The organism is Sulfitobacter sp. F26169L, assembly GCF_026410285.1.
Taxonomy (GTDB): Bacteria; Pseudomonadota; Alphaproteobacteria; order Rhodobacterales; family Rhodobacteraceae; genus Sulfitobacter.
This window is the reverse complement of record NZ_JAPMLP010000008.1, coordinates 121,322-142,914: the sequence shown is the minus strand read 5'-3', so window position 1 is coordinate 142,914 and position 21,593 is coordinate 121,322. Positions and strand designations below refer to the sequence as shown.

Below are 21,593 nucleotides of genomic sequence, written 5' to 3'. Positions count from 1 at the left end.
CTGAATAATGGCGATCACCCACAGAGATACAGGATGAACCACTATGCCAACCCCGAACCCTGCCGCGCTGGAATTTTTACTTAACCGCCGCTCGCGTCCCGCCAAGACACTGACCACACCAGTGCCGCAAAAAGACGAGCTGATGCAGATATTGACGGCCGCCGCCCGCACCCCTGATCACGGGAAGCTGGAGCCGTGGCGTTTTATCGTGATTGATCATGCCGCGATGGCACGCCTGTCTGAACTTGCCAAAACCCGTGGTGCGGAACTGGCGCTGGACCCTGAACAGATCGCAAAGGGATGCGCGCAGTTTGATCAAGGCAATCTGGCAGTGGCCGTTATCGAAGTGCAAAGAGATGCGCCGAAAATTCCCCCGCTTGAGCAGACCTATTCCGCAGGCGCGGTCTGTCTGGCGCTGCTTAATGCTGCGCTGGCTTCTGGATGGGGCGCGAACTGGCTGAGCGGTTGGGTCAGCCATGACCGTGGGTTTATGGAGCAGGGGTTTGGCCTTGGTGCGCATGAACGTATTGCAGGGCTGATCCATATCGGGACCCCCAAAAGCACCCCGCCGGAACGCCCCCGCCCTGACATAGAGGCAATAACAACATGGCTATAGACACGATTTTCAAAGCCTTCGGTCTGGCGCTGGGCCAAGTCGGTGACCCGCGTTTCCGCCGTGTTCTGATGATCGGCGTCGGCTTGACGCTGGCATTGCTGATCGGTGCAGCTGCCGGATTCGTCTGGTTCGTAGACTGGATTACCGGCGAAAGCGCATGGTTGCCGGTCTTGGGCGAAGTGCAATGGCTGGACGATCTGTTCAGCTGGGGCGCTGCGTTTCTGGTGCTGTTTTTGTCGGTGTTTCTAATGGTGCCGGTGGCGTCCGCCATCACATCCATGTTTTTGGATGATGTGGCTGACGCGGTCGAGGCGGTGCATTATCCGCATATTTCCCAGCAACCGCGCACACCGTTCTGGGAAGCCCTGCGCGATACCGTTAATTTTCTAGGTGTAATTGTGGGTGTGAATATCGTCGCCCTGATCCTGTACGTCATTTTTGCGCCGGTGGCGATTTTCATTTTCTGGGCGGTGAACGGCTTTTTACTGGGGCGGGAGTATTACACCCTTGCCGCGATGCGCCGTGTCGGACGAAAACGGGCGCGTGAATTGCGGCGTAAACACTTTGCCACGATCTGGGCAGCGGGCATCCTGATGGCAATGCCGCTGTCCATCCCGCTGTTGAACCTGCTGGTTCCTATCCTTGGCGCCGCAACATTTACGCACCTGTTTCAGATGTTGCCGCAGGGGCGCCCCGCCCCATCCAGTCCTCAAGATTATCAACGCTGATCATTCCGGACAGAATAACCGCAACAAAGAATCCCCAAACGACAAGAGCGATCACCGTACACCAGATCGCTTTCTTTCCCAGATGATGATGCTCCGGCGCGCCAGCGTGTGTGCCGGGCACGATGTCTTTCAGATCACCCTGCGTCTGCACCCGAATGGGCAAAATGATCAGGAACACCATGAACCAGACAACGGCAAACAATACGGCAGCAGATACAGGACCCATGGTTTACACCTGCTCGAGTTCGACGAGCGCGCCGTTGAAATCCTTGGGGTGCAGAAAGATCACCGGCTTGCCGTGTGCGCCGATCTTCGGTTCACCATCCCCCAACACCCGCGCGCCTGTTGATTTCAGATGGTCACGGGCCGCGATAATATCATCAACTTCGTAGCAAATGTGGTGAATACCGCCTGACGGGTTCTTGTCCAGAAACCCTTGGATGGGGGAGTTTTCGCCCAGCGGATAAAGCAGCTCGATCTTGGTGTTGGGCAGTTCGATAAAGATCACAGTGACGCCGTGATCAGGCTCGTCCTGCGGCGCACCGACATTTGCGCCCAGCGCGTTGCGATACTGGTCTGCTGCGGCCTCAAGGTCGGGCACAGCGATGGCGACATGGTTAAGACGTCCGATCATGGATCTCTCCTTAGAAAAATGGTTTGCGCGGTTATGCGATGCAATGGGCCGACACGCAATGCGACGCGTTAACCCTCTCTTAGGTATGACTGCGTAACGATGGGGCAACATCACATGGAATCGGAGACCAGAATGGACACCAACGACCCTTTCGCGGCCAATTATCCGGCCCCAACCGCCGCACGCCCGCTTCTGGGTCTTACTGTGCTGGTGGTCGAAGATAGCAGATACGCCTGCGAAGCGATGCGGTTGCTCTGCTTGCGATCCGGTGCGCGGATCAGGCGGGCCGATTGTATCCGCTCGGCCCGCCGCCATCTGCAAGTGTACCGCCCCTCTGTTGTGGTGGTTGATATGGGGTTGCCGGACGGTAACGGCGCCGACCTGATCGCAGAACTGGCCCACGTCGAAACGGAGCGAAGCGTGGTTCTGGCCACATCCGGCGATGACACGCTGGAGGGGGAAGCCATCGCCGCAGGTGCGCAGGGGTTTTTAAGTAAACCGATCACGTCTCTTGCCGTTTTCCAGCAGCTTATTCTTGCGGCACTTCCTACCGATCGTCAGCCTGCCGGCCTGCGTGCCGTTGTGGACGAGCAGGTATCCCCCGACCAGATCGCCTATCACGACGATATGAATTACGCCGCCGAATTGTTAGAAAACGCCCCCGACGATCAGGCGCTGGATTATATTGCGCAATTCCTCGAAGGGGTCGCACGATCTGTCGAGGACGGGAATATGGAAAACGCAGCGCGCGCACTGGCGGACAAACGGGCAGCCGGAAAAACAGCTGCATCCGAAACGGCGCAGATTTGCGGGCTTATCCAACAACGATTGGCAAACAAAATAGCGATTTAACGCTGTGACGACAACGCCGGATCGTCCAGAACACGCACAAGCCGCGTCATATCACCAAGGCTTTCGCGCTGGACACCATTTCCATCGAAATTGGCGGGGGCCAGCCATGCGGCATAGGCTTCCTTCAGTGCGGGCCATTCCGCATCAATCGCAGCGAACCAAGCGGTATCGCGGTTGCGCCCTTTCACAACAGCCGCCTGCCGGAACACGCCTTCATAGCTCAGACCAAGCCGCTGTGCGGCTCGGCGCGATGCCAAATTCAGCGCATTACACTTCCATTCATAGCGCCGGTAACCTGCATCAAATGCCCACGACATCATCAGATACATGGCTTCGGTTGCAGCGCGGGTTCGTTGAAGTGCCGGACTGAAGTTGATGTGCCCCACCTCGATCGATCCGGCATCCGGGTTAATACGCAGATAACTTGCCACGCCTTCCCAGTTGCCGGTTTGCAGGTTCTTGATTGCATAAAATGACGGATCATCGCGCTGCTCGTATTCGCGCACCCAGCGGTGATATTGCGATGCAGACGAAAACGGGCCGTAAGGCATATAATCCCACAAAGTATCATGCCCAGAAAAAGCACGGTGCAACAGGGCAGCATGAGCATCGGCGTTCAGTGGCTCAAGCCGCGCGTACGCACCTTCTTGCACTTGCCAATCCGGGCGCGGCGGGATCGACCAGTTTTCAACGATTGCGCCAAGGGGTGCGCCGGAAGGTGTGTTTGTGTTCATCGGCTATGGATATGCTGCAACTTGCGGCGCGCCAAGCACAGAATTCCCACCTCATCGTTAGAATACACTCCTTTTGCGCCGGTTTTCGACAGCATATCGTTTCGGATGGTTAGGAAATGCAAAACCCGAGACCTTCTGTCGGGGTTTCGGGAACTATTGAGCGGCGCCAAAAGTTATACCGCAAAACAGTTCTGAGGAGAATTCCATGCCTTCCATTTATGATGCCATTACAGAAGATCACAATAATCATCGTGCACTGTTGGACGAACTCGAACAGACCAGCGGAGACAGCGAAACACGCCGCAAGAAGTGGAAGGAATTTTACGAAGATGTAAAATCTCACGCCGCCGCGGAAGAGGAGACGTTTTATTCCAAACTTATTTCCGAAACATGGGGGCAAGATGCCGCGCGCCATTCAGTCCACGAGCACCAGCAGCTTGATGATCTGATGGAGGAGTTGAACGGGATGGACATGTCATCCTCTGGCTGGCTGACCCGTTTCAAAACGCTCAAACATGATTACGAACATCACATGGACGAAGAAGAGCAGGACGTTTTTGACCGCGCCAAGCAGGTGATCGGTGAGGAACAGAATGATGGCTTTGGTATGCAATTTGAAGCGCGCAAAAAGGAAGAGCGCGCACTGATCGAACAGAAAAAAGCCGATAGTCTGGAAGATTGAGGCACCCTAATCAGCGCCGCAGTTATCCGCGGCGCTGTTGTAAGTTTAATCCTGCGGGATTACGCGCAGGCCCAGTTCCATTAATTGATCCGATGTCGGATCACTTGGCGCGTTCATCATCAGATCTTCCGCGCGCTGGTTCATCGGGAACAGGATCACCTCGCGAATGTTGCTTTCCTCGGCCAGCAACATCACAATCCGGTCGATCCCTGCCGCACAGCCACCGTGGGGCGGTGCGCCGTACTGGAATGCGTTAACCATACCGCCAAACCGCTTGCGCACTTCTTCCTCGCCGTAACCGGCAATTTCAAACGCTTTGAACATGATTTCGGGGCGGTGGTTACGGATCGCGCCTGACACAAGCTCATACCCGTTGCAGGCAAGATCATACTGGTATCCCAACACGTTCAGCGGGTCGCCGTTCAGCGCTTCCATACCGCCTTGTGGCATAGAGAACGGGTTGTGCTCAAAGTCGATCTTGCCGGTCTCTTCGTCTTTTTCGTAAATCGGGAAGTCAACAATCCACGCAAACGCAAAGCGATCCTTCTCGGTCAGGCCCAGTTCTTCACCGATCACATTGCGCGCACGGCCTGCAACGCTTTCAAACGTTTTAGGCTTACCCCCAAGGAAAAACGCCGCATCACCGACGCCAAGGCCAAGTTGCTGGCGAATGGCTTCCGTGCGCTCTGGTCCGATGTTCTTGGCCAGCGGTCCGGCTGCTTCCATCCCCTCGCCCTGATCACGCCAGAAGATATACCCCATTCCAGGCAACCCTTCTTTTTGGGCAAAGGCATTCATTCGGTCGCAGAATTTGCGGCTGCCGCCTGTGGGTGCGGGGATCGCGCGGATTTGCGTGCCTTCTTGCTCCAGCAGTTTGGCAAATATAGCAAAGCCTGACCCCTCGAAGTGTTCGGACACGATCTGCATTTTGATCGGGTTTCGCAGGTCCGGCTTGTCAGAGCCATACCACAACGCGGCATCCTTATAGGAAATCTGCGGCCATTCCTGATCGACGGATTTACCTCCGCCGAACTCTTCGAAAATGCCGGTCAGCACGGGCTGAATAGTGTCAAACACGTCTTGCTGCTCGACAAAGGACATCTCGAGGTCGAGCTGGTAAAAATCGGTAGGCGAGCGGTCTGCGCGCGGATCTTCGTCACGGAAACACGGTGCGATCTGGAAGTACTTGTCAAAGCCGGACACCATCAACAGCTGTTTGAATTGCTGCGGCGCTTGCGGCAGGGCATAAAATTTGCCCGGATGCAGGCGGGATGGCACCAGAAAATCGCGCGCCCCTTCGGGTGAAGAAGCTGTGATGATCGGCGTCTGGAATTCCTTGAAATCCTGTGCCCACATGCGCTGGCGGATAGAGGCCACGACGTCCGAGCGCAGGATCATGTTGCGCTGCATCTTCTCACGACGCAGATCGAGGTAACGGTAGCGCAGGCGGGTTTCTTCGGGGTATTCCTGCTCTCCGAACACCTGCAACGGCAGATCGCCGTTTACCCGGCCCAGCACTTCGATGTCGCGAATAAACACTTCGATCTCGCCTGTCGGTATTTTTGTATTCACCAGTTCGGGCGCGCGCGCTTTTACCTCGCCGTCAATGCGAATGACCCACTCTGCGCGCACCTTCTCGACTTCGGCAAATGCGGCCGAGTCGGGATCACAAATCAACTGTGTGATACCGTAGTGATCACGCAAGTCGATAAACAAAACCCCGCCGTGGTCACGTACGCGATGCACCCAGCCGGACAGGCGGATATTATCGCCCACATTCGAGGCATTCAATTCGGCGCAGGTCTGGCTTCGGTAGGCGTGCATGGCGGTCCCTTTTGTTTTCAGCGAATATGGCGCGGCGATGGCTGCGCCAAAACGGATATATCGCGCGCAGCTACACCGCGCACAAGCTGCGAAGTCAAGAGGACGGGCCGAGAAACCGCCTGAAACGAAGGGTATTGCGGCGCTAAAACACTGCTACTGGCAAGCAAGGCAAGCCCGTGTCGCGAGCCGAAGTGCAACAAATGCCTGCTGCCCTTCCCATCCGGCGCACCCGATGTCAAAAGCAGATATGTCAAAGAAAACCCTGAATGAAGCAAACCTTGCCGCCCTTGGCGCACAGAAACTTGCCCGCCTGTTGATCGAGGTCAGCACGGGCAGCGCCGAGATAAAGCGGCGGCTACGGCTGGAATTGAGCCACAATCTGGGGGCAGAGGAGCTGGCGCGCGATGTGCGCAAACGTCTGGCATCAATCCGTAAATCACGTAGTTTTGTCGGATGGCGCAAGCGCAAGGCGCTGGTCAGGGATTTGAGCACACAGGCGGAGATGATCACCGAAAAAATCGCACCCGACGCGCCGGCAGAGGCGTTTGATCTGCTGTGGCAATTTATCGAGTTGGCACCATCGGTTTATGAACGTGTTGATGACAGTCGCGGCGATGTGGGTGATGTGTTTCGCGCGGCACTGGCGCGGTTTGGCGATATCGCACCGTGTGCACAGCTCAGCCCGACTGATCTGGCGGTGCGGGTTTGGGATGCGTTGCGCGCCAACAGCTATGGTGAATTCGACGGGATCATCCCCCTGCTTGCCCCCGCGCTGGGGGATGAGGGACTGGCGCAATTAAAGGCGTTGGTAATCGCCTATCAGGATGCCCCGCTGGAAACCGGCGAAGACCACGCCGCCCTACAGTTTTTGCGGGATCTGCGCAGCAGCGGTGGCAGCTTTGCCGCTGATCGCAAGGCGCGATTGATACAATCATCTTTGCAGGACATCGCAACCGTCCAAGGTGATCTGGACACATTTATTGCGCAATACAGGAGCAGCGATCTTGCCCGCCCCCGCATCGCTGCGAAAGTTGCGCGTCTGTTGCTGGATGCCGCCCGCGCAGAGGAAGCACTGGATATTCTCACAGGGGCAGACATCGACAACGGCGCGGGACGAACCGAATGGGATGCTGCCTATATCGACAGCTTGCTTGCGCTTGATCGCGTTGAGGATGCACAAAACCATCGCTGGACCTGTTTTTGCGAGACGCTCGATGGCCAGATGCTACGGGACTATCTGAAACTTTTGCCGGACTTTGAGGATATCGAGATTGAGGACGGCGCAAAAGACCACGCGCTGGCGTTCGAGGATGCATTCACCGCATTGCAGTTTTTCATCGACTGGCCTGATCCGGCGATGGCCGCGCGCCTGATCGAAAGCCGCATTGCAGAACTGGACGACGATTTCGCCCATATTCTGGCACCCGCAGCCGATACGCTTCGGAACAAATATCCTCTCGCTGCAGTGTTGCTGTGGCGGTCGATGATCAATCACGCCCTCTGGCAGAGCCGCACCAACCGTTACGCACAAGCAGCCGATCATATACAGGATTGCGCGGCTGCGGATAACGACATTGCAGATTACGGCAGATTTCCATCCCATCAAATCTATATGGAAAGCCTGCGCGCCGCACATCGTCACAAGACATCATTCTGGGCAAAGCTGCCTTAAGCCGCAGAAAATTCCGCCCTGTACACAGCGTTCTGGTGAACCGCTCCCTGAAAATTGTTAAATATGCCGGTTAAACAGGTTGCTTACAGGCGATGCTACTTTACCTTGGCTTCAAAGGAACGGGAGCGCGAAGCGATATGTCGAAAGAACCGATCATTGTCGCGCAGGGCATCGGCAAGTCATTTGGCGACTTCAAAGCGCTAACCGATGTCAGCCTAACCGTTCACAAGGGGGAACGTGTCGTTGTTTGCGGGCCGTCAGGGTCCGGAAAATCCACACTTATCCGCTGTTTTAACGGGTTGGAAAACCACGATACCGGACATCTGACTATAGATGGCGCAGAGTTGTATGAGGACGCGCCGCACATCCGGCAGTTGCGTCAGGATGTCGGGATGGTGTTTCAGCAATTCAATCTGTTTCCTCACCTGACAGTTCTGGAAAACCTGATCATCGGCCCGATGAAAGTGCGCAAACTCAGCCGGGCGCAAGCCGAAACGACAGCACGTAAGTATCTTGAACGTGTGCGCATCCCCGAACAGGCCGAAAAACGTCCTGCGCAGCTGTCAGGGGGGCAGCAGCAGCGGGTCGCGATCGCACGCGCGCTGTGTATGGAGCCGCGTGTAATGTTGTTTGACGAACCGACGTCATCGCTGGACCCCGAAATGATCGGCGAGGTTCTGGATGTGATGGTTGAACTGGCGCAGACCGGCATGACGATGGTTGTTGTCACCCATGAAATGGGCTTTGCACGCAAGGTGGCCGACAAGATGGTCTTTATGGAGGTCGGGCGCATTGTCGAAATCTCTCCGCCGGAGACATTTTTTACCAACCCCGCGAGCGCGCGCGCGCGGATGTTCCTTGACCAAATTCTGGAGCATTAAGTGCCTGCCGCCAACCGCCCCCTGACATTAAAGCGTGTGCTGAACACGCCAGCCATTGCGATCACGCTTTATGCGGCAATCGTGGGATTGATCTGTTTTGTGTCCTACACCGGTGCGCAGAATATGGGCTATAACTGGCAATGGTATCAGGTGCCCAAGTATCTTTACCGCTTTACCGACGACGGGTTTCAGGCGGGCGAGATTTTGACGGGTCTTTGGGCGACAATCGTACTGTCGGTGTCGTCATTTGCGTTGGCGCTGTTGTTGGGGCTTGGCGTTGCTTTGCTGCGTCTGTCCGGCCTGTTGGTGGGTAAGGGCGTGGCGGTTGGATATCTGGAATTCATCCGCAACATCCCCCTGCTGGTTCTGTTGTATCTGTTCTACTACGTTTTAGGGCCGGTCTTCGGGCTTGACCGTTGGACAGCCGCAATGCTGACGCTGGCGGTCTTCCACTCGGCGCTGATCTCCGAGATTTTTCGCGCGGGCATCAACTCGGTTCCTGTCGGCCAGTGGGAGGCAGCAGCCTCTATCGGGATGAGCCGTGCACAGGCTTACCATTATATCATTTTACCCCAGTCAATTCGCATCATGTTACCCCCCCTTACGGGCGAAGTTGTTCACCTGATCAAATCGTCTGCCATTGTCAGCGTAATCGCTGTGGCCGAGCTTACGACCGTCGGGCGCAACATTATTTCCGACACATACATGAGTTTTGAGATCTGGTTTACGGTTGCAGCCGTATATCTTGTACTAACCCTGATCCTGTCGTTCGGCGTTTCCGCTGTCGAAAGGCGCTTTCAGCCCGAAACCTGATAAAACCCAACAAGGAATTCCTGATGTCCACCACACGTAGAAAAATCATGTCAAACGCGCTTGGACTGGCTTTTGCAGCCCTGACAAGCACTGTGTTCACCCTGCCGGCGCTGGCCCAATCCGCCACCCAATCCATCAGCTCCGAATCCGTGATCGAAACGATCAAGAAAGACGGCGTCATCCGGATCGGGCTGTCTATCTTTACGCCCTGGTCCATGCGCGACAAGAACGGCGAATTGATCGGGTTCGAACTTGATGTGGGTCGTGCGCTTGCCGAAGACATGGGTGTGGATGTCGAATTTGTGCCAACCGCATGGGATGGTATCATTCCCCAGCTTGTATCGGGCAACTTTGATGTGATCATTTCGGGCATGTCGATCACCCCCGCGCGCAACCTGACGGTGAACTTTACAGACCCATACGGCTATTCCGGCCTGACCATTCTGGCGAACACGGCAATGACCGAGGGTTTCACGCTGGAAGATTACAACAGCCCCGATGTGACCTTTGCCGCCCGCCGTGGTGGCACGCCTGCCTCTACCATCGCGCAGCTTTTCCCCGAAGCGCAGCTGTTGTTGTTCGACGAAGACGGTGCAGCCACGCAAGAAGTGTTGAACGGCAACGCCCATGCAAACATGCAGGCCGAGCCGACACCGTCTATCGAAGTGCGCCGCTATCCCGACACGTTGTCGATCCCGTTCGATACTCCCTTCCTTGCAACCGGCGAAGGTTTTGCCGTGCGTAAGGGCGACGTTGACGCGCTGAACTTTTTCAACAACTGGATTGCCGTGCGCCACGCAAACGGCTGGCTGAAAGAGCGCAACGATTACTGGTTCAAGACAGAAGACTGGGCCGATCAGGTTAACCAATAAGCCACGCGCGTGCCCTCGTTCATTACCAAATTACGCTGGCTTGACTGGCTGATCCTCGTCATTTTGACGGGGATCGTCGGCTATGTGGTGATACGGGTCGAAGGCACGCTCAACTATGAATGGCGTTGGGAGCTGATCCCCGATTATATCCTGCGCTACCGCGAAGACCGCGGCGAGTGGTTTGCCAATCTGCTGTTGCAGGGGCTGTTTGCAACAATCAGGATCAGTATCTATGCAGGTATCCTTGCGCTGATTTTCGGCACAGTTCTGGGTATTGCCCGTGTATCGGAAAACCTGACCATCCGGCTGCTGGCGCGCACCTATCTTGAATTGCTGCGCAATATTCCTCCGGTTGTCATTATCTTCATCTTCTTCTTTTTCCTCTCTCAGCAATTGATCGACGCGCTGAACCTGAATTCATGGTCACGCAGCATTGCACGCAGTGACAGCGCGCCGGTCTGGGAGTTTTTCTTTGGCGAAATGCGCCGCTTTCCCTCGCTGGTTTCAGGAGTGCTGGTGCTGGCGATGTTCGAAGCCGCGTTTGTGGGTGAGATCGTGCGCGCAGGCATCCAGTCGGTGCCCAAAGGCCAGCGCGAGGCCGCGCGTGCCATCGGCATGAGCCGCTATCAGGAGATGCGCTTTATTGTGATGCCGATAGCCCTGCGCAAGGTGGTGCCGCCAATGGCCAACCAATTTATCAGCCTGATCAAGGACACCTCGATCATATCGCTTATTTCCGTGCAGGAGCTGACCTACAAGACCGTCGAGCTGGTCGCGTCGACCCGACTGATATTCGAGGCGTGGATCACCACGGCAGGGTTTTACTTTGTCTTGTGTTTCGGCCTGTCGATGCTGTTTCGCAGATTGGAAAAATCGCCCTGAAACCCCGCAACATAGCCAACCGGCGGATTTCGGGCCATTTTTGTCACCAGCGTGACCACATTTATTGTACAGCATTGACTATTGAACCGCTTGTACCTACCTTTTTTCATTATGATGAAGCACGCAAATCATTTCCGGTTTCTATTGCTGAACCGCCCCTTTCCCCGGGCGGTCTAGGGGCGTTTACGCTTTTCTAACCTACCGGGGTTTCCTCACATTACCGAAACGTGAAAACGGCGCATATCGCTCGGGGTTAAACTATGATCTGGCTTCTCGAACACGCATCCGTCTGCCCTAGAAACTTCCGCTTTCGTAATGTTCCTGCGGGACAGCTTGGATCAGCAGTTGCCTGAATACTCTCAGGCCGGATCGACCCCACCACAGACCTGCCGCCAGATGTGCACCAACCACCATCCGTAATCCGGCCCTGCCCTACAAATCAAAGATTAACCAAAGGAGTTTTTCAGATGACCACCGCGACCCAAACACCGAAAAAGCCCAGCAAACGTAACCCGAAAGTTGTGATTAACGCAGATGATCTTGCCCATCTTGAAGGGTTGGCTGACGGCATGATGCGGCGCCACCCCGCGCTGGCAGACCGCCTGTTCGAAGAGATCGGGCGCGCGCGCGTTGTGCCAGCGGCAAAAATGCCTGCAAATGTTGTTAGCATGGGCAGCACCGTAACCTACCGCGACGAGGCAACGGGGCAGGAAAAGTCTGTTGTGCTGGTCTACCCCGAAGAGGCCGACATCACCCAGCTTCGTGTATCCGTGATGACGCCCATCGGGGTGGCTCTGCTGGGGCTGGCCGAAGGGGCTGTCTTTTACTGGGACACCCGTGAGGACCAGCGTCGCACCCTGACGATCATCAAGGTGGAACAACCCTCCACCGAGGCCTGATGTCACATCAATTAAATTCTATGGGCACCATTTCTGTGACATGGTGCCCGTTAAACAGGGGATGATCCCTCCCGATTTGGCAAAACCTTGCCAGATGGCGCATGCGAAAGGCGTTAGTGATGAAAATCGTTGTGATGGGTGCAGGTGTGATCGGTGTCACCACCGCGTATTATCTGGCCAAGCAAGGCGCGCAGGTTGTCGTGATTGACCGCCAGACCGGGCCAGGGCTGGAAACCAGCTATGCCAATGCAGGCCAGTTGAGTTACGGAATGACATCGCCATGGGCAGCTCCCGGCATTCCGTTAAAAGCGGTTAAATGGATGTTTATGAAGCGCCGCCCGCTATTCATCTGGCCTTTGATCAGCCCGACGATGTGGAAGTGGTGTGTGCAGATGGTGCGCAACTGCAACGAAGAAAGCTACCGGATCAACAAAGGCCGCATGGTTCGTATTTCCAGCTATTCGCGCGATGTGATGCCGGAACTGATAGCAGAGACAGGCATTGAATATGACGGACGTGCGCAAGGTACTTTGCAACTCTTTCGTACTGCAAAACAGATGAAAGCATCAAAGGCGGATCAGGACATTCTGGCAGAGTATGACTCTCCCTATGAAGTTTTGGGCCGTGACGCCTGCATCAATGCCGAACCGGCGCTGGCAGAGGTTAGCGACAAATTTGTCGGCGGCTTGCGACTGACCGCCGACCGCACGGGCGATTGCCGCATGTTCACCATCGCGTTGACCGAAAAATGCGTCGAAATGGGCGTGGAATTTCAATATGGTCAGTCAATCAAATCTATCGCGGTAGAAAACGGCAAAATTGCCGGCGTAGATACAGAAATTGCGGGGCGTATCACTGGTGATGCTTATGTCTGCGCCATGGGAAGCTATGCCGTAAGCGTTTTGAACCCGATCGGTATCAAGCTGCCTGTTTATCCCGTCAAAGGCTATTCTGTGACCCTGCCGGTCACCGATGATGCTTTTGCTCCGCAGTCAACGATAATGGATGAAACGCACAAGGTGGCAATTACCCGTCTGGGCGATCGTATCCGCGTTGCGGGTCAGGCAGAAATTGCCGGATATTCGGACAGGCTTGGCCCGCACGCTACAGACACGGTCAAGCATGTGATCAACGATCTGTTTCCGAAAGGTGGTGACATTTCGCGTGCCGAAGGCTGGACCGGTCTGCGCCCGATGACACCTGACGGAACACCCGTTCTGGGCCCGACGCAATACGACAACCTTTTCCTGAACACGGGGCACGGCACGCTTGGCTGGACAATGGCCTGCGGATCAGGCCGCGCTGTCGCGGATGTTGTGCTGGGCAAACAGCCGGAGATATCAATGGATGGCCTGACCGCAGCACGTTACGGATGACGTCTCAACCGCCGACAAGAGCAATGTTGCGGGAGCGCGATCGACGTTGATCTCCTGACGGGATCTTTTCATTCAATATATCGAAGCAGACACGCGATGCGTCCGGTAACTTGTTATCCTTTAGAAAAAATTTTCGATCAAAGGTCGTTGCCCCTATACCTCTTCGGGCGATCTATCAACCACAAATTGTGCTTGAAACTCTTCTGAAATTTGGATCATGTTGCCTCAATTCTTTGTGAACAAGGTGTCTCATGATAATCAAAGCAATCGACAGTTTGAACGAGGCGGTCGGGCGGGTCATCTCGGTTGTCGCGGTCATTTTTGCCGCGATCATCATATTTGATGTTGTCATGCGCTACGCCTTCAATGATCCGACTCGCTGGGCGTTTGACGTGACGAAACAGCTTTACGGGTTTTATTTTGTTTTGCTGGGCGGGTACGCATTGCGCCATCAGGCGCACGTACGCGTCGATTTGGTAACCGAAAAGCTGGGATCAGGCGCGCGCCGCTGGGTCGAAGTCGCCGGTTATCTTATCTTTTTCTTTCCTTTTGCTTGGGTCTTTATGACCCGCTCGTGGGATTTTGCGCTTACCTCTTGGAATCAGGGTGAAACCACTTACGGATCGGTCCAGCTGCCGGTTTATCCAGTCAAAATGTCTATGGCTGTCGCGGCGGGGCTGTTGTTCTTGCAAGGCATTGCCGAAACGTTGAAACTTGTCCTTGGTCGCGAGGTTCCACACCATGACGCCTGAACTTATCGCCCTTTGCATGTTTGGCCTGCTTCTGACTGGTCTTTTTATGGGCCATCCGCTGGCCTTTGTTCTGGGCGGCACGGCTGTTCTGGGTGCTTTGATCGCAGGCAAGCCAATGGTGCTGGGCATTGTGATCAACCGCATTTTTGGCGAGGTTCTAGAGAACTTTGTGCTGATCGCCATTCCGTTGTTTATTCTGATGGCAAGGTTTCTGTCTGACAGTGGTGTCACGGACCGGATGTTTGAAGCGCTGCGGCTCCTACTGTCAAACGTGCGCGGCGGTCTGGCGCTGGCGGTTGTTTTCATCTCTATCCTGCTGGCCGCGACCACGGGTATTGTGGGCGCATCGATCACTGTAATGGGTGTAATGGCCCTGCGCCCGATGTTGCAGTATGGCTATTCGCCCACGCTGACTACGGGCGTTATCGCGGCGTCAGGTTGTCTGGGCATCATCATTCCCCCATCAATCATGCTTATCCTGATGGCATCCTATTCACCGTTGTCTGTGGGTGAATTGTTTGCCGGTGCGATGATCCCCGGTGTTCTGTTGGGTCTGCTCTATGCGGTGTGGGTCGTTATTGTTGCAATCTTCGATCCCAAATCTGCTCCGGCTGTTCAGCCCGATGAAAAGATCTCTCGCGGTGCGCTGTTGCGGATGCTGGCATTTGAAGCAGTTCCACCGCTGATCCTGATTCTAGGTATCCTCGGCTCGCTTCTGGCAGGCATCGCCACCGCAACAGAAGCCTCCGCCATCGGTGCAGCCCTTGCACTGCTGATCGTAATTTTGCGCGGGCGTTTCACGCTGAAGAACTTCTATTCTGCGATGCTGGAAACCGGACGTACTTCGGCAATGATCCTGTTTATCGTAGTTGGTGCGACCGCGTTTACAGGCGTTTTCAACATCACGGGCGGCCTGCGCGCGACCCAAGAGATCATTCGCAACTTTGACATGGCCCCATGGCTGCTGATTGCCACGATGCTGCTGATCGTTTTTATTCTGGGGGCGTTTCTCGACTGGACAGGCATTGTTTTGCTGTCGTTCCCGATCTTCCTGCCAATCATTCAGGAGATGCCGGATGTGTCGTTGCTGTGGTTTGTTGTGCTGGTGGCACTTGTGTTGCAGACATCATTCCTGACGCCACCGTTCGGATATGCATTGTTCTATTTGCGCGCAATCGCGCCAAAAGAGGTGCGTACCAGCGATATCATCAAAGGTGTACTGCCGTTCATCGGCATCATCATCGCGATGTGTGTCGCGGTTGCCCTGCTACCGCAGCTGGTGCTGTGGCTGCCTGACACTCTCTATTCCAAATAACCCAAGAAAGGAGTTTCTCATGAAACTGACTCACTTTATCGCCACCGCCGCAACGGCGCTCGGCCTGTCCGGCGCTGCCATGGCGCAGGAAAGCTGGACCATGACAACCACATGGCCCACATCGCTTGAGTTGATCGAAATCGACAAGCACTTTGTCGAGCTTGCCAACAAGCTGACAGGCGACGACCTGACCATCGAATTCTTTGAAGGCGGCGCACTTGTTCCCGCAGGCGAAGTTTTCGGCGCGGTACAATCCGGCACCATTCAGGCCGGTGCCGACTGGCCCGGTTACTGGGCTGGCCGTAACTCTGCATTCTCTCCGCTTGCCACAACAGCGTCGCTGTTCAACGCAGTTGACTACGTAAACTGGATCCAGCAGTGGGGCGGCGCAGAGCTGTACAACGAAATCTACGGCAAATTCGACATGGTTTACCTGCCCTACGGCGTAACCAACAACGAATCCGGTTTCCGCACCAACAAAAAGATCGAAACGCTTGCCGATCTCGAAGGCATGCGCCTGCGTCTTTCCGGCCTTGAGCAGGGTCGCCTGCTGGAAAAACTCGGCGGCAGCCAGATTTCCATGGCCGGTGGCGAAATCTATCAGTCGCTTGAGCGTGGCGTAATTGACGGCGCCGAATTCTCCACACCCAACGTGGATTTCTCCGGTGGTTTCCAGCAGGTGACAAAGTTCTGGGCAACGCCGGGTTGGCACCAGTCGGCATCGATTTTTGGTGTGATGATCAACAAATCATCATGGGATGCCCTGTCTGACGAGACACGCGAAATGCTGCAGGTTGCGGCGGACGCAAACCTGATCTGGTCGCTTGCGTTTACTGAAAAGCGCGCCACAGAAGCCTACCAGCAGTTCAAGGATGCAGGCATCGAAATCACCCGCTATGATGACGAAACACTGGCGAAAATTCAGGACATGGCGAACACAACCATCGAAGAAACCGCTTGTGAAAACCCTGACAGCGCAAAAGTTTACCTCAGCATGGTTGAGTATCTGAGCGATTATTCCAAGTGGCGCGATGCATCCGCACCGTTCAACCTTGGCCGTACTCCTAACGGCCCTGATGTAGAAAAACTGCGCGCTTGCGCCGGTAACTGATCTACTCTTGATCCGATGAGTGAAAGGCCTGCATTTTGCGGGCCTTTCGCATTTTATCTCTGGTGCGTCGTATTGTACGGTGGTGGTATTCGTGACAATTAGAGCCACGCAAATTGCTTTTGGAGAAATGGTATGCGCGTCTTGGCAATGATATTTCGGGCGATTTGCGGGCTGAACGCACTCGTTGGCCATGTGTTTTCATGGCTGTCGCTGGGCATCGTTCTGGTCTGTTTTACCGTGGTTGTGCAGCGATATCTGTTCGCGGCTTCCTATGTCTGGATGCAGGATCTTTATATCTGGTTGAATGGCGCGATGTTTACGGCGGTTGCCGGTTTTGCGCTTATGCGCGGTGATCATGTGCGCGTTGACATATTCTACCGCCCTGCAAAGCCGAGGACCAAAGCTCTCGTTGATCTTTTGGGGTCCGTTCTGTTTCTGCTGCCGTTCTGTGCGGTTGTTTACACCTACTCCATGCCTTTCGTGATGCGCGCGTGGAGCTATTCTGAAGCTTCTGCAAACGTCGGCGGAATGCCGGGACTGTATATTCTCAAAAGCTTTATCATCGTTTTTGTCGGCCTGCTTGCCCTGCAGGGTATCGGCATGATCCTGCGCTCTGTTCTGGTGCTGGCGGGCCGTTCCGATCTGCTGCCAGTTTCACAACGTTACAGCGCGGACGACCCGCTGTCTGACACCGGGGGAGTTGCGTGATGGATCCTGTTCTGATCGGAGAGCTTCTTTCGGGGCTGATGTTCTTTGGCATTATCGCCTTTTTGCTGTTGGGTTTTCCGGTGGCGTTTACGCTGGCGGGTGTTTCGCTGATGTTTGGCGCGATGGGCATGGCGTTCGGCGTGTTCGACCCGTCGAATTTCGGTGCGCTGCCCAACCGCTACATCGGTTTTATGACCAGCGAAGTGCTGGTCGCGGTGCCCCTCTTTATTTTCATGGGCGTGATGCTGGAACGATCCAACATCGCCGAGCAGTTGTTGCTGACCATGGGCAAGCTGTTTGGCAACCTGCGCGGCGGTCTGGGCATGTCGGTGATCATTGTGGGAGCCATGCTGGCAGCGTCTACAGGTGTTGTCGGGGCCACTGTGGTCACGATGGGGCTCATCTCGCTGCCGGCGATGCTGCGGGCGGGGTATGACCCCAAGCTGGCAACAGGTGTGATCTGCGCAAGCGGAACGCTGGGCCAAATTATCCCGCCTTCTACGGTCCTGATTTTTATGGGCGACATGCTGTCGGGCATAAACTCGCAGGTGCAGATGGCAAAGGGCAACTTTGCTCCGACCGCTGTTTCGGTCGGTGATCTGTTTGCAGGTGCGTTGTTGCCGGGGTTTCTGCTGGTGGGGCTGTACCTTGCCTATACCATCTTCAAGGCGTTCACCGATCCCGAAAGCTGCCCTGCAACGCCCGTTCCACAGGAAGAAAAGAAAGACCTGCTGCGCGAGGTCGTTGTTTCGCTGCTCCCGCCGATGCTGTTGATCCTGTCGGTTCTCGGTTCGATCCTTGGCGGTATTGCCACCCCGACAGAAGCTGCATCGGTCGGCGCAATCGGCGCGATGATACTGGCCGCAATCCGCTGGCGTCTTTCCTTCACAATCCTGCGGGAAACAGCTGTCGCGACAGCAACGATTACATCCATGGTTTTTGTGATCTTGTTGGGCGCTTCAGTGTTCTCTGTTGTTTTCCGGCTTATGGGGGGTGACAATCTGGTGCATGAGTTCCTGTCAAACCTGCCCGGTGGTACGCTGATGGCGGTGGCTGTAGTTATGGCGATCATGTTTGTGCTGGGCTTCATCCTTGATACATTCGAGATTATCTTCATCGTTATCCCGATCACCGCACCCGTTCTGCTGATGCTGGATGTTGATCCTGTCTGGCTGGGCGTGTTGGTGGGCGTGAACCTGCAAACATCGTTCCTGACGCCGCCGTTCGGATTTGCCTTGTTCTATCTGCGTGGGGTTGCGCCGGATGATTTGCCAACCTCGGCGATTTACAAAGGCATCCTGCCCTTTGTGGTGTTGCAGATCACCGCAATTGCAATCCTGTTTATATTCCCCGGAATTGTCACATGGTTGCCGCGGTTGATTGCCGGTTAATACAAGAAAGGCCCGACGCGATTGTCGGGCCTTTCGATTTTCGCTGAAAACCTTTTAGTACTTCAGGAATCTCTGACGCGCTGTCACGTACGGACCGTCGATTTTCTCTGTCCGCTCGCGCACAAGGCCCAGCGCCTCGATAAAGCTTTCGGCAGTCTTCTTGACCAACGGATCGTCGCTTTCACGCAGCTCCTGAATAACCTCGACAGACGCGTTTGCACCTGCTTCCATGATGTCATCGGGGAAGTTCCGTACAGTTACGCCGTGATCATTGACCAGCGTGCGCAGCGCGCGTGGATCGTTAGCGATAAAGTCGGCGGACACCTGATCATACTCGGCCTGCGCTACATCGCGGATGATCGCCTGTAGGTCATCAGGCAATTCCTGATACTTTTTCTTGTCGACAACCAGTTCTGTCGCCAGACCGGATTCAACAAATGACGGCATGTAGTAGTTTTTAGCAACCTGATGGAAGCCCAGCGCCAGATCGTTGTAGGGGCCGACAAATTCGGCTGCGTCCAGCGTACCGGACTGCAACGCCTGAAAAATTTCGCCCGCCGCCATGTTGGTAACAGTTGCGCCCAGTTTTTCCCAAACGCGACCGCCAAGGCCGGGTGTGCGGAAACGTACGCCTTTGATGTCCTCAAGGCTTTTCAGCTCGTCACGGAACCAGCCACCTGTCTGGGTGCCTGTATTGCCGGACAAAAAGCCCTGAACGCCAAACTGGTCATAGATTTCATCCCAAATTTCCTGACCGCCCATATAGCGCATCCATGCTGTCAGTTCGGGTGTGGTCATTCCGTAAGGAACGCCAGTAAAGAACGACAGGGCGGGTGATTTGTTCTGCCAGTAATACGCGGCGCCGTGGCTCATCTCGGCGGTGCCATCAATGACAGCATCCAGCGATTGCAACGGCGGGACCAGTTCACCGGCAGAGTAAACCTGCACTGTCAGCCGGCCGCCGGATGCGGCTGTAACACGGTCGGCAAGGCGCTGCGCCCCGACACCCAGACCGGGAAAGTTTTTTGGCCATGTAGTAACCATGCGCCACGTGATGTTGCCTTGCGCAATGGCCGGAGCCGCGAGGGTGGCTGCTGTTGCGCCTACGCCTGCAACGCCGGCGCGCTTGATAAAGGAACGACGATCCATTGGGACCTCCCAAAATGAGATGACATGCCAGACGGTACTCCGTTTTATTTGGCATGGCGGTCATAACAACCTGCGCTTACAGCTAAATCTCTGGGAGACATAATGTCCAGACAGGCTGGGACTGAATTTCCGCAAATTTAGTTTCGGGCGGATTTATGTGGGTGGACAAAGGGTTTGCCCACCCTTCGCGTCAGATAATACCCATTGCATCCATCGCTTCCGCGACACGCACAAAGCCCGCAATATTGGCCCCGAGAACATAATTTCCCGGTGCGCCATACTCATCTGCAGTCTCGTCACAGATTTCATGGATGCCGTGCATAATTTCGGCCAGCTTCGTTTCGGTCTTTTCAAACGACCAACTGTCGCGGCTGGCGTTTTGCTGCATTTCAAGTGCAGAGGTTGCAACACCGCCCGCGTTCGCTGCCTTACCCGGTGCAAACAGAACCTTGGCCGTCTGGAACATTTGGACCGCTTTGGGCGTACAAGGCATGTTGGCACCTTCTGCTACAGCGATGACACCGTTTTCGATAAGCGCCTTTGCGTCCGCGCCATCCAGTTCATTCTGTGTCGCGCAGGGCATCGCGATATCACAAGGAACGTGCCAGATTGATCCGCCCTTCACATATTGGGCATCGCCACCTTTCAGATCGACATATTCCGAAATACGACCACGACGGACTTCCTTGATCTGTTTGATCAGGTTCAGATCAATCCCGCCCTCGTCAACGATATAACCGCCCGAATCCGAGCACGCGACAACCTTGCCACCGAAAGCCATGATCTTTTCCATGGCATAAATCGCCACATTGCCAGAGCCTGAAACAACACAACGTTTGCCATCAAAGTCCGTCCCCTGACGCGTCAGCATCGAGCGGACAAAATATGTGGTGCCAAATCCGGTCGCTTCCTTGCGCGCGCGTGATCCACCGTAAGACAGCGCTTTTCCCGTCAGGATACCTGCTTCGAAGCGGTTGTTCAGACGCTTGTACATGCCGAACATATAGCCGATTTCACGCGCGCCAACACCGATATCGCCAGCAGGGACATCGACATATTCGCCGATATGACGGTGCAGTTCGATCATGAACGATTGGCAGAACCGCATGATCTCGCGGTCTGATTTGCCTTTGGGGTCAAAGTCGGAACCGCCTTTACCGCCGCCGATGGGCATACCCGTCAGCGCATTTTTGAACGTCTGCTCGAAGCCGAGAAATTTGATAATCCCGACATTGACCGAAGGGTGAAAGCGCAAGCCACCCTTGTACGGGCCGAGGGCCGAGTTGAATTGCACCCGAAAGCCGCGGTTGATCTGGACCTGATTGGCGTCATCAATCCACGGAACGCGGAAAATGATCTGTCGCTCCGGTTCGCAAATCCGCTCGATCAGTGCTTCATCGGAGTATTTGGGATGCCGTTCAATCACCCGCCCAAGGCTTTCCAGCACCTCGCGCGCGGCCTGATGAAATTCCGCCTCGCCCGCGTTGCGGTGTTCAATAGTGCGCAGGATCGGTTGTAATTTTTCGACTATCTCGTTCACAATACATACTTTCCTTGGTTTCTTCCCTGATTTCGCCCAAGATCGGCAAAGATGCAATGGCGCTACAGCCCTGCCCCGAAAGATGTGAGATCTTGCAAGAGGTTCTGTTCAGGCAATCTGGTTTGCCGTGTTTTGCCACACCCTGAAAATATATCCAACGCG

22 protein-coding genes are annotated in these 21,593 nt (G+C 55.2%); 16 read left to right on the top strand and 6 right to left on the bottom strand.

Annotated features, from left to right (window positions below):
• The first annotated feature begins 43 nt into the window (after positions 1 to 43).
• Together OS189_RS15655 and OS189_RS15650 are read left to right on the top strand one after the other, a co-directional pair.
• Positions 44 to 616 carry a nitroreductase family protein gene (locus OS189_RS15655; RefSeq protein WP_267168267.1) on the top strand — a complete coding sequence of 191 codons (573 nt, stop codon included), beginning with the start codon at positions 44 to 46 and terminating at the stop codon, positions 614 to 616.
• Positions 607 to 1,344: an EI24 domain-containing protein gene (locus OS189_RS15650; RefSeq protein ID WP_267168266.1), complete on the top strand. Its 738-nt coding sequence runs from the start codon at positions 607 to 609 to the stop codon at positions 1,342 to 1,344. The genes OS189_RS15655 and OS189_RS15650 overlap by 10 nt, the downstream gene beginning before the upstream one ends.
• Here the strand turns inward: OS189_RS15650 and OS189_RS15645 are convergent.
• Together OS189_RS15645 and mce are read right to left on the bottom strand one after the other, a co-directional pair.
• The gene (locus OS189_RS15645) at positions 1,274 to 1,570 is read right to left on the bottom strand and encodes a DUF1467 family protein (protein WP_267168265.1); all 297 of its coding nucleotides are present in this window, start codon (positions 1,568 to 1,570) and stop codon (positions 1,274 to 1,276) included. The two genes, OS189_RS15650 and OS189_RS15645, sit on opposite strands and share 71 nt — an antisense overlap.
• A gap of 3 nt (positions 1,571 to 1,573) precedes the next feature.
• Complete coding sequence (mce, locus tag OS189_RS15640) at positions 1,574 to 1,978, bottom strand: methylmalonyl-CoA epimerase (protein ID WP_267168264.1); 405 nt, start codon at positions 1,976 to 1,978, stop codon at positions 1,574 to 1,576.
• A gap of 132 nt (positions 1,979 to 2,110) precedes the next feature.
• Here mce and OS189_RS15635 point away from each other — a divergent pair, with 132 nt between their 5' ends.
• The gene (locus OS189_RS15635; protein WP_267168263.1) at positions 2,111 to 2,830 is read left to right on the top strand and encodes a response regulator; all 720 of its coding nucleotides are present in this window, start codon (positions 2,111 to 2,113) and stop codon (positions 2,828 to 2,830) included.
• Here OS189_RS15635 and OS189_RS15630 read toward each other — a convergent pair.
• Complete coding sequence (locus OS189_RS15630) at positions 2,827 to 3,564, bottom strand: GNAT family N-acetyltransferase (RefSeq protein WP_267168262.1); 738 nt, start codon at positions 3,562 to 3,564, stop codon at positions 2,827 to 2,829. The two genes, OS189_RS15635 and OS189_RS15630, sit on opposite strands and share 4 nt — an antisense overlap.
• 205 nt (positions 3,565 to 3,769) lie before the next feature.
• On the opposite strand from OS189_RS15630, the gene OS189_RS15625 reads away from it, so the two are divergent.
• Entirely contained in the window at positions 3,770 to 4,246 is a 477-nt protein-coding gene (locus OS189_RS15625; protein WP_267168261.1) for a hemerythrin domain-containing protein, read from the top strand.
• 45 nt (positions 4,247 to 4,291) lie between these two features.
• Here OS189_RS15625 and aspS read toward each other — a convergent pair whose 3' ends face one another.
• Entirely contained in the window at positions 4,292 to 6,070 is a 1,779-nt protein-coding gene (gene aspS, locus OS189_RS15620) for an aspartate--tRNA ligase (protein ID WP_267168260.1), read from the bottom strand.
• Between the two features lie 232 nt (positions 6,071 to 6,302).
• Here aspS and OS189_RS15615 point away from each other — a divergent pair, with 232 nt between their 5' ends.
• The 12 genes from OS189_RS15615 (at position 6,303) to OS189_RS15560 (ending at position 18,742) form a co-directional block, all read left to right on the top strand.
• Positions 6,303 to 7,742, top strand: a complete 1,440-nt coding sequence (locus OS189_RS15615; protein WP_323380244.1) for a DUF6880 family protein — start codon at positions 6,303 to 6,305, stop codon at positions 7,740 to 7,742.
• A gap of 137 nt (positions 7,743 to 7,879) precedes the next feature.
• Positions 7,880 to 8,623, top strand: a complete 744-nt coding sequence (locus OS189_RS15610) for an amino acid ABC transporter ATP-binding protein (RefSeq protein WP_323380243.1) — start codon at positions 7,880 to 7,882, stop codon at positions 8,621 to 8,623.
• Positions 8,624 to 9,436 carry an amino acid ABC transporter permease gene (locus OS189_RS15605; RefSeq protein WP_267168259.1) on the top strand — a complete coding sequence of 271 codons (813 nt, stop codon included), beginning with the start codon at positions 8,624 to 8,626 and terminating at the stop codon, positions 9,434 to 9,436.
• Positions 9,437 to 9,459: 23 nt separating this feature from the next.
• Positions 9,460 to 10,308: a transporter substrate-binding domain-containing protein gene (locus OS189_RS15600; RefSeq protein ID WP_267168258.1), complete on the top strand. Its 849-nt coding sequence runs from the start codon at positions 9,460 to 9,462 to the stop codon at positions 10,306 to 10,308.
• Positions 10,309 to 10,317: 9 nt separating this feature from the next.
• A complete protein-coding gene (locus OS189_RS15595) occupies positions 10,318 to 11,190 on the top strand; it encodes an amino acid ABC transporter permease (protein ID WP_267168257.1) in 873 nt (290 codons plus the stop codon).
• Positions 11,191 to 11,657: 467 nt separating this feature from the next.
• Positions 11,658 to 12,089, top strand: coding sequence for a nucleoside diphosphate kinase regulator (gene rnk / locus OS189_RS15590; protein ID WP_267168256.1), 432 nt, complete (start codon positions 11,658 to 11,660; stop codon positions 12,087 to 12,089).
• A gap of 119 nt (positions 12,090 to 12,208) precedes the next feature.
• Positions 12,209 to 13,465 carry a D-amino acid dehydrogenase gene (locus OS189_RS15585; protein WP_267168344.1) on the top strand — a complete coding sequence of 419 codons (1,257 nt, stop codon included), beginning with the start codon at positions 12,209 to 12,211 and terminating at the stop codon, positions 13,463 to 13,465.
• A gap of 251 nt (positions 13,466 to 13,716) precedes the next feature.
• A complete protein-coding gene (locus tag OS189_RS15580) occupies positions 13,717 to 14,217 on the top strand; it encodes a TRAP transporter small permease subunit (RefSeq protein WP_267168255.1) in 501 nt (166 codons plus the stop codon).
• The gene (locus tag OS189_RS15575) at positions 14,207 to 15,532 is read left to right on the top strand and encodes a TRAP transporter large permease (RefSeq protein ID WP_267168254.1); all 1,326 of its coding nucleotides are present in this window, start codon (positions 14,207 to 14,209) and stop codon (positions 15,530 to 15,532) included. Before OS189_RS15580 ends, OS189_RS15575 begins: the two co-directional genes overlap by 11 nt.
• A 19-nt stretch (positions 15,533 to 15,551) precedes the next feature.
• Positions 15,552 to 16,643, top strand: coding sequence for a TRAP transporter substrate-binding protein DctP (gene dctP, locus OS189_RS15570; protein WP_267168253.1), 1,092 nt, complete (start codon positions 15,552 to 15,554; stop codon positions 16,641 to 16,643).
• Between the two features lie 132 nt (positions 16,644 to 16,775).
• A complete protein-coding gene (locus OS189_RS15565) occupies positions 16,776 to 17,351 on the top strand; it encodes a TRAP transporter small permease subunit (protein ID WP_267168252.1) in 576 nt (191 codons plus the stop codon).
• Complete coding sequence (locus tag OS189_RS15560; RefSeq protein WP_267168251.1) at positions 17,351 to 18,742, top strand: TRAP transporter large permease; 1,392 nt, start codon at positions 17,351 to 17,353, stop codon at positions 18,740 to 18,742. The genes OS189_RS15565 and OS189_RS15560 overlap by 1 nt, the downstream gene beginning before the upstream one ends.
• A 54-nt stretch (positions 18,743 to 18,796) precedes the next feature.
• Here OS189_RS15560 and OS189_RS15555 read toward each other — a convergent pair whose 3' ends face one another.
• Together OS189_RS15555 and gdhA are read right to left on the bottom strand one after the other, a co-directional pair.
• On the bottom strand, positions 18,797 to 19,891 hold the full coding sequence (locus OS189_RS15555; RefSeq protein WP_267168250.1) for a TRAP transporter substrate-binding protein: 1,095 nt from the start codon (positions 19,889 to 19,891) through the stop codon (positions 18,797 to 18,799).
• Positions 19,892 to 20,081: 190 nt separating this feature from the next.
• Entirely contained in the window at positions 20,082 to 21,431 is a 1,350-nt protein-coding gene (gene gdhA / locus OS189_RS15550; RefSeq protein WP_323380242.1) for an NADP-specific glutamate dehydrogenase, read from the bottom strand.
• Positions 21,432 to 21,593: the final 162 nt, after the last annotated feature.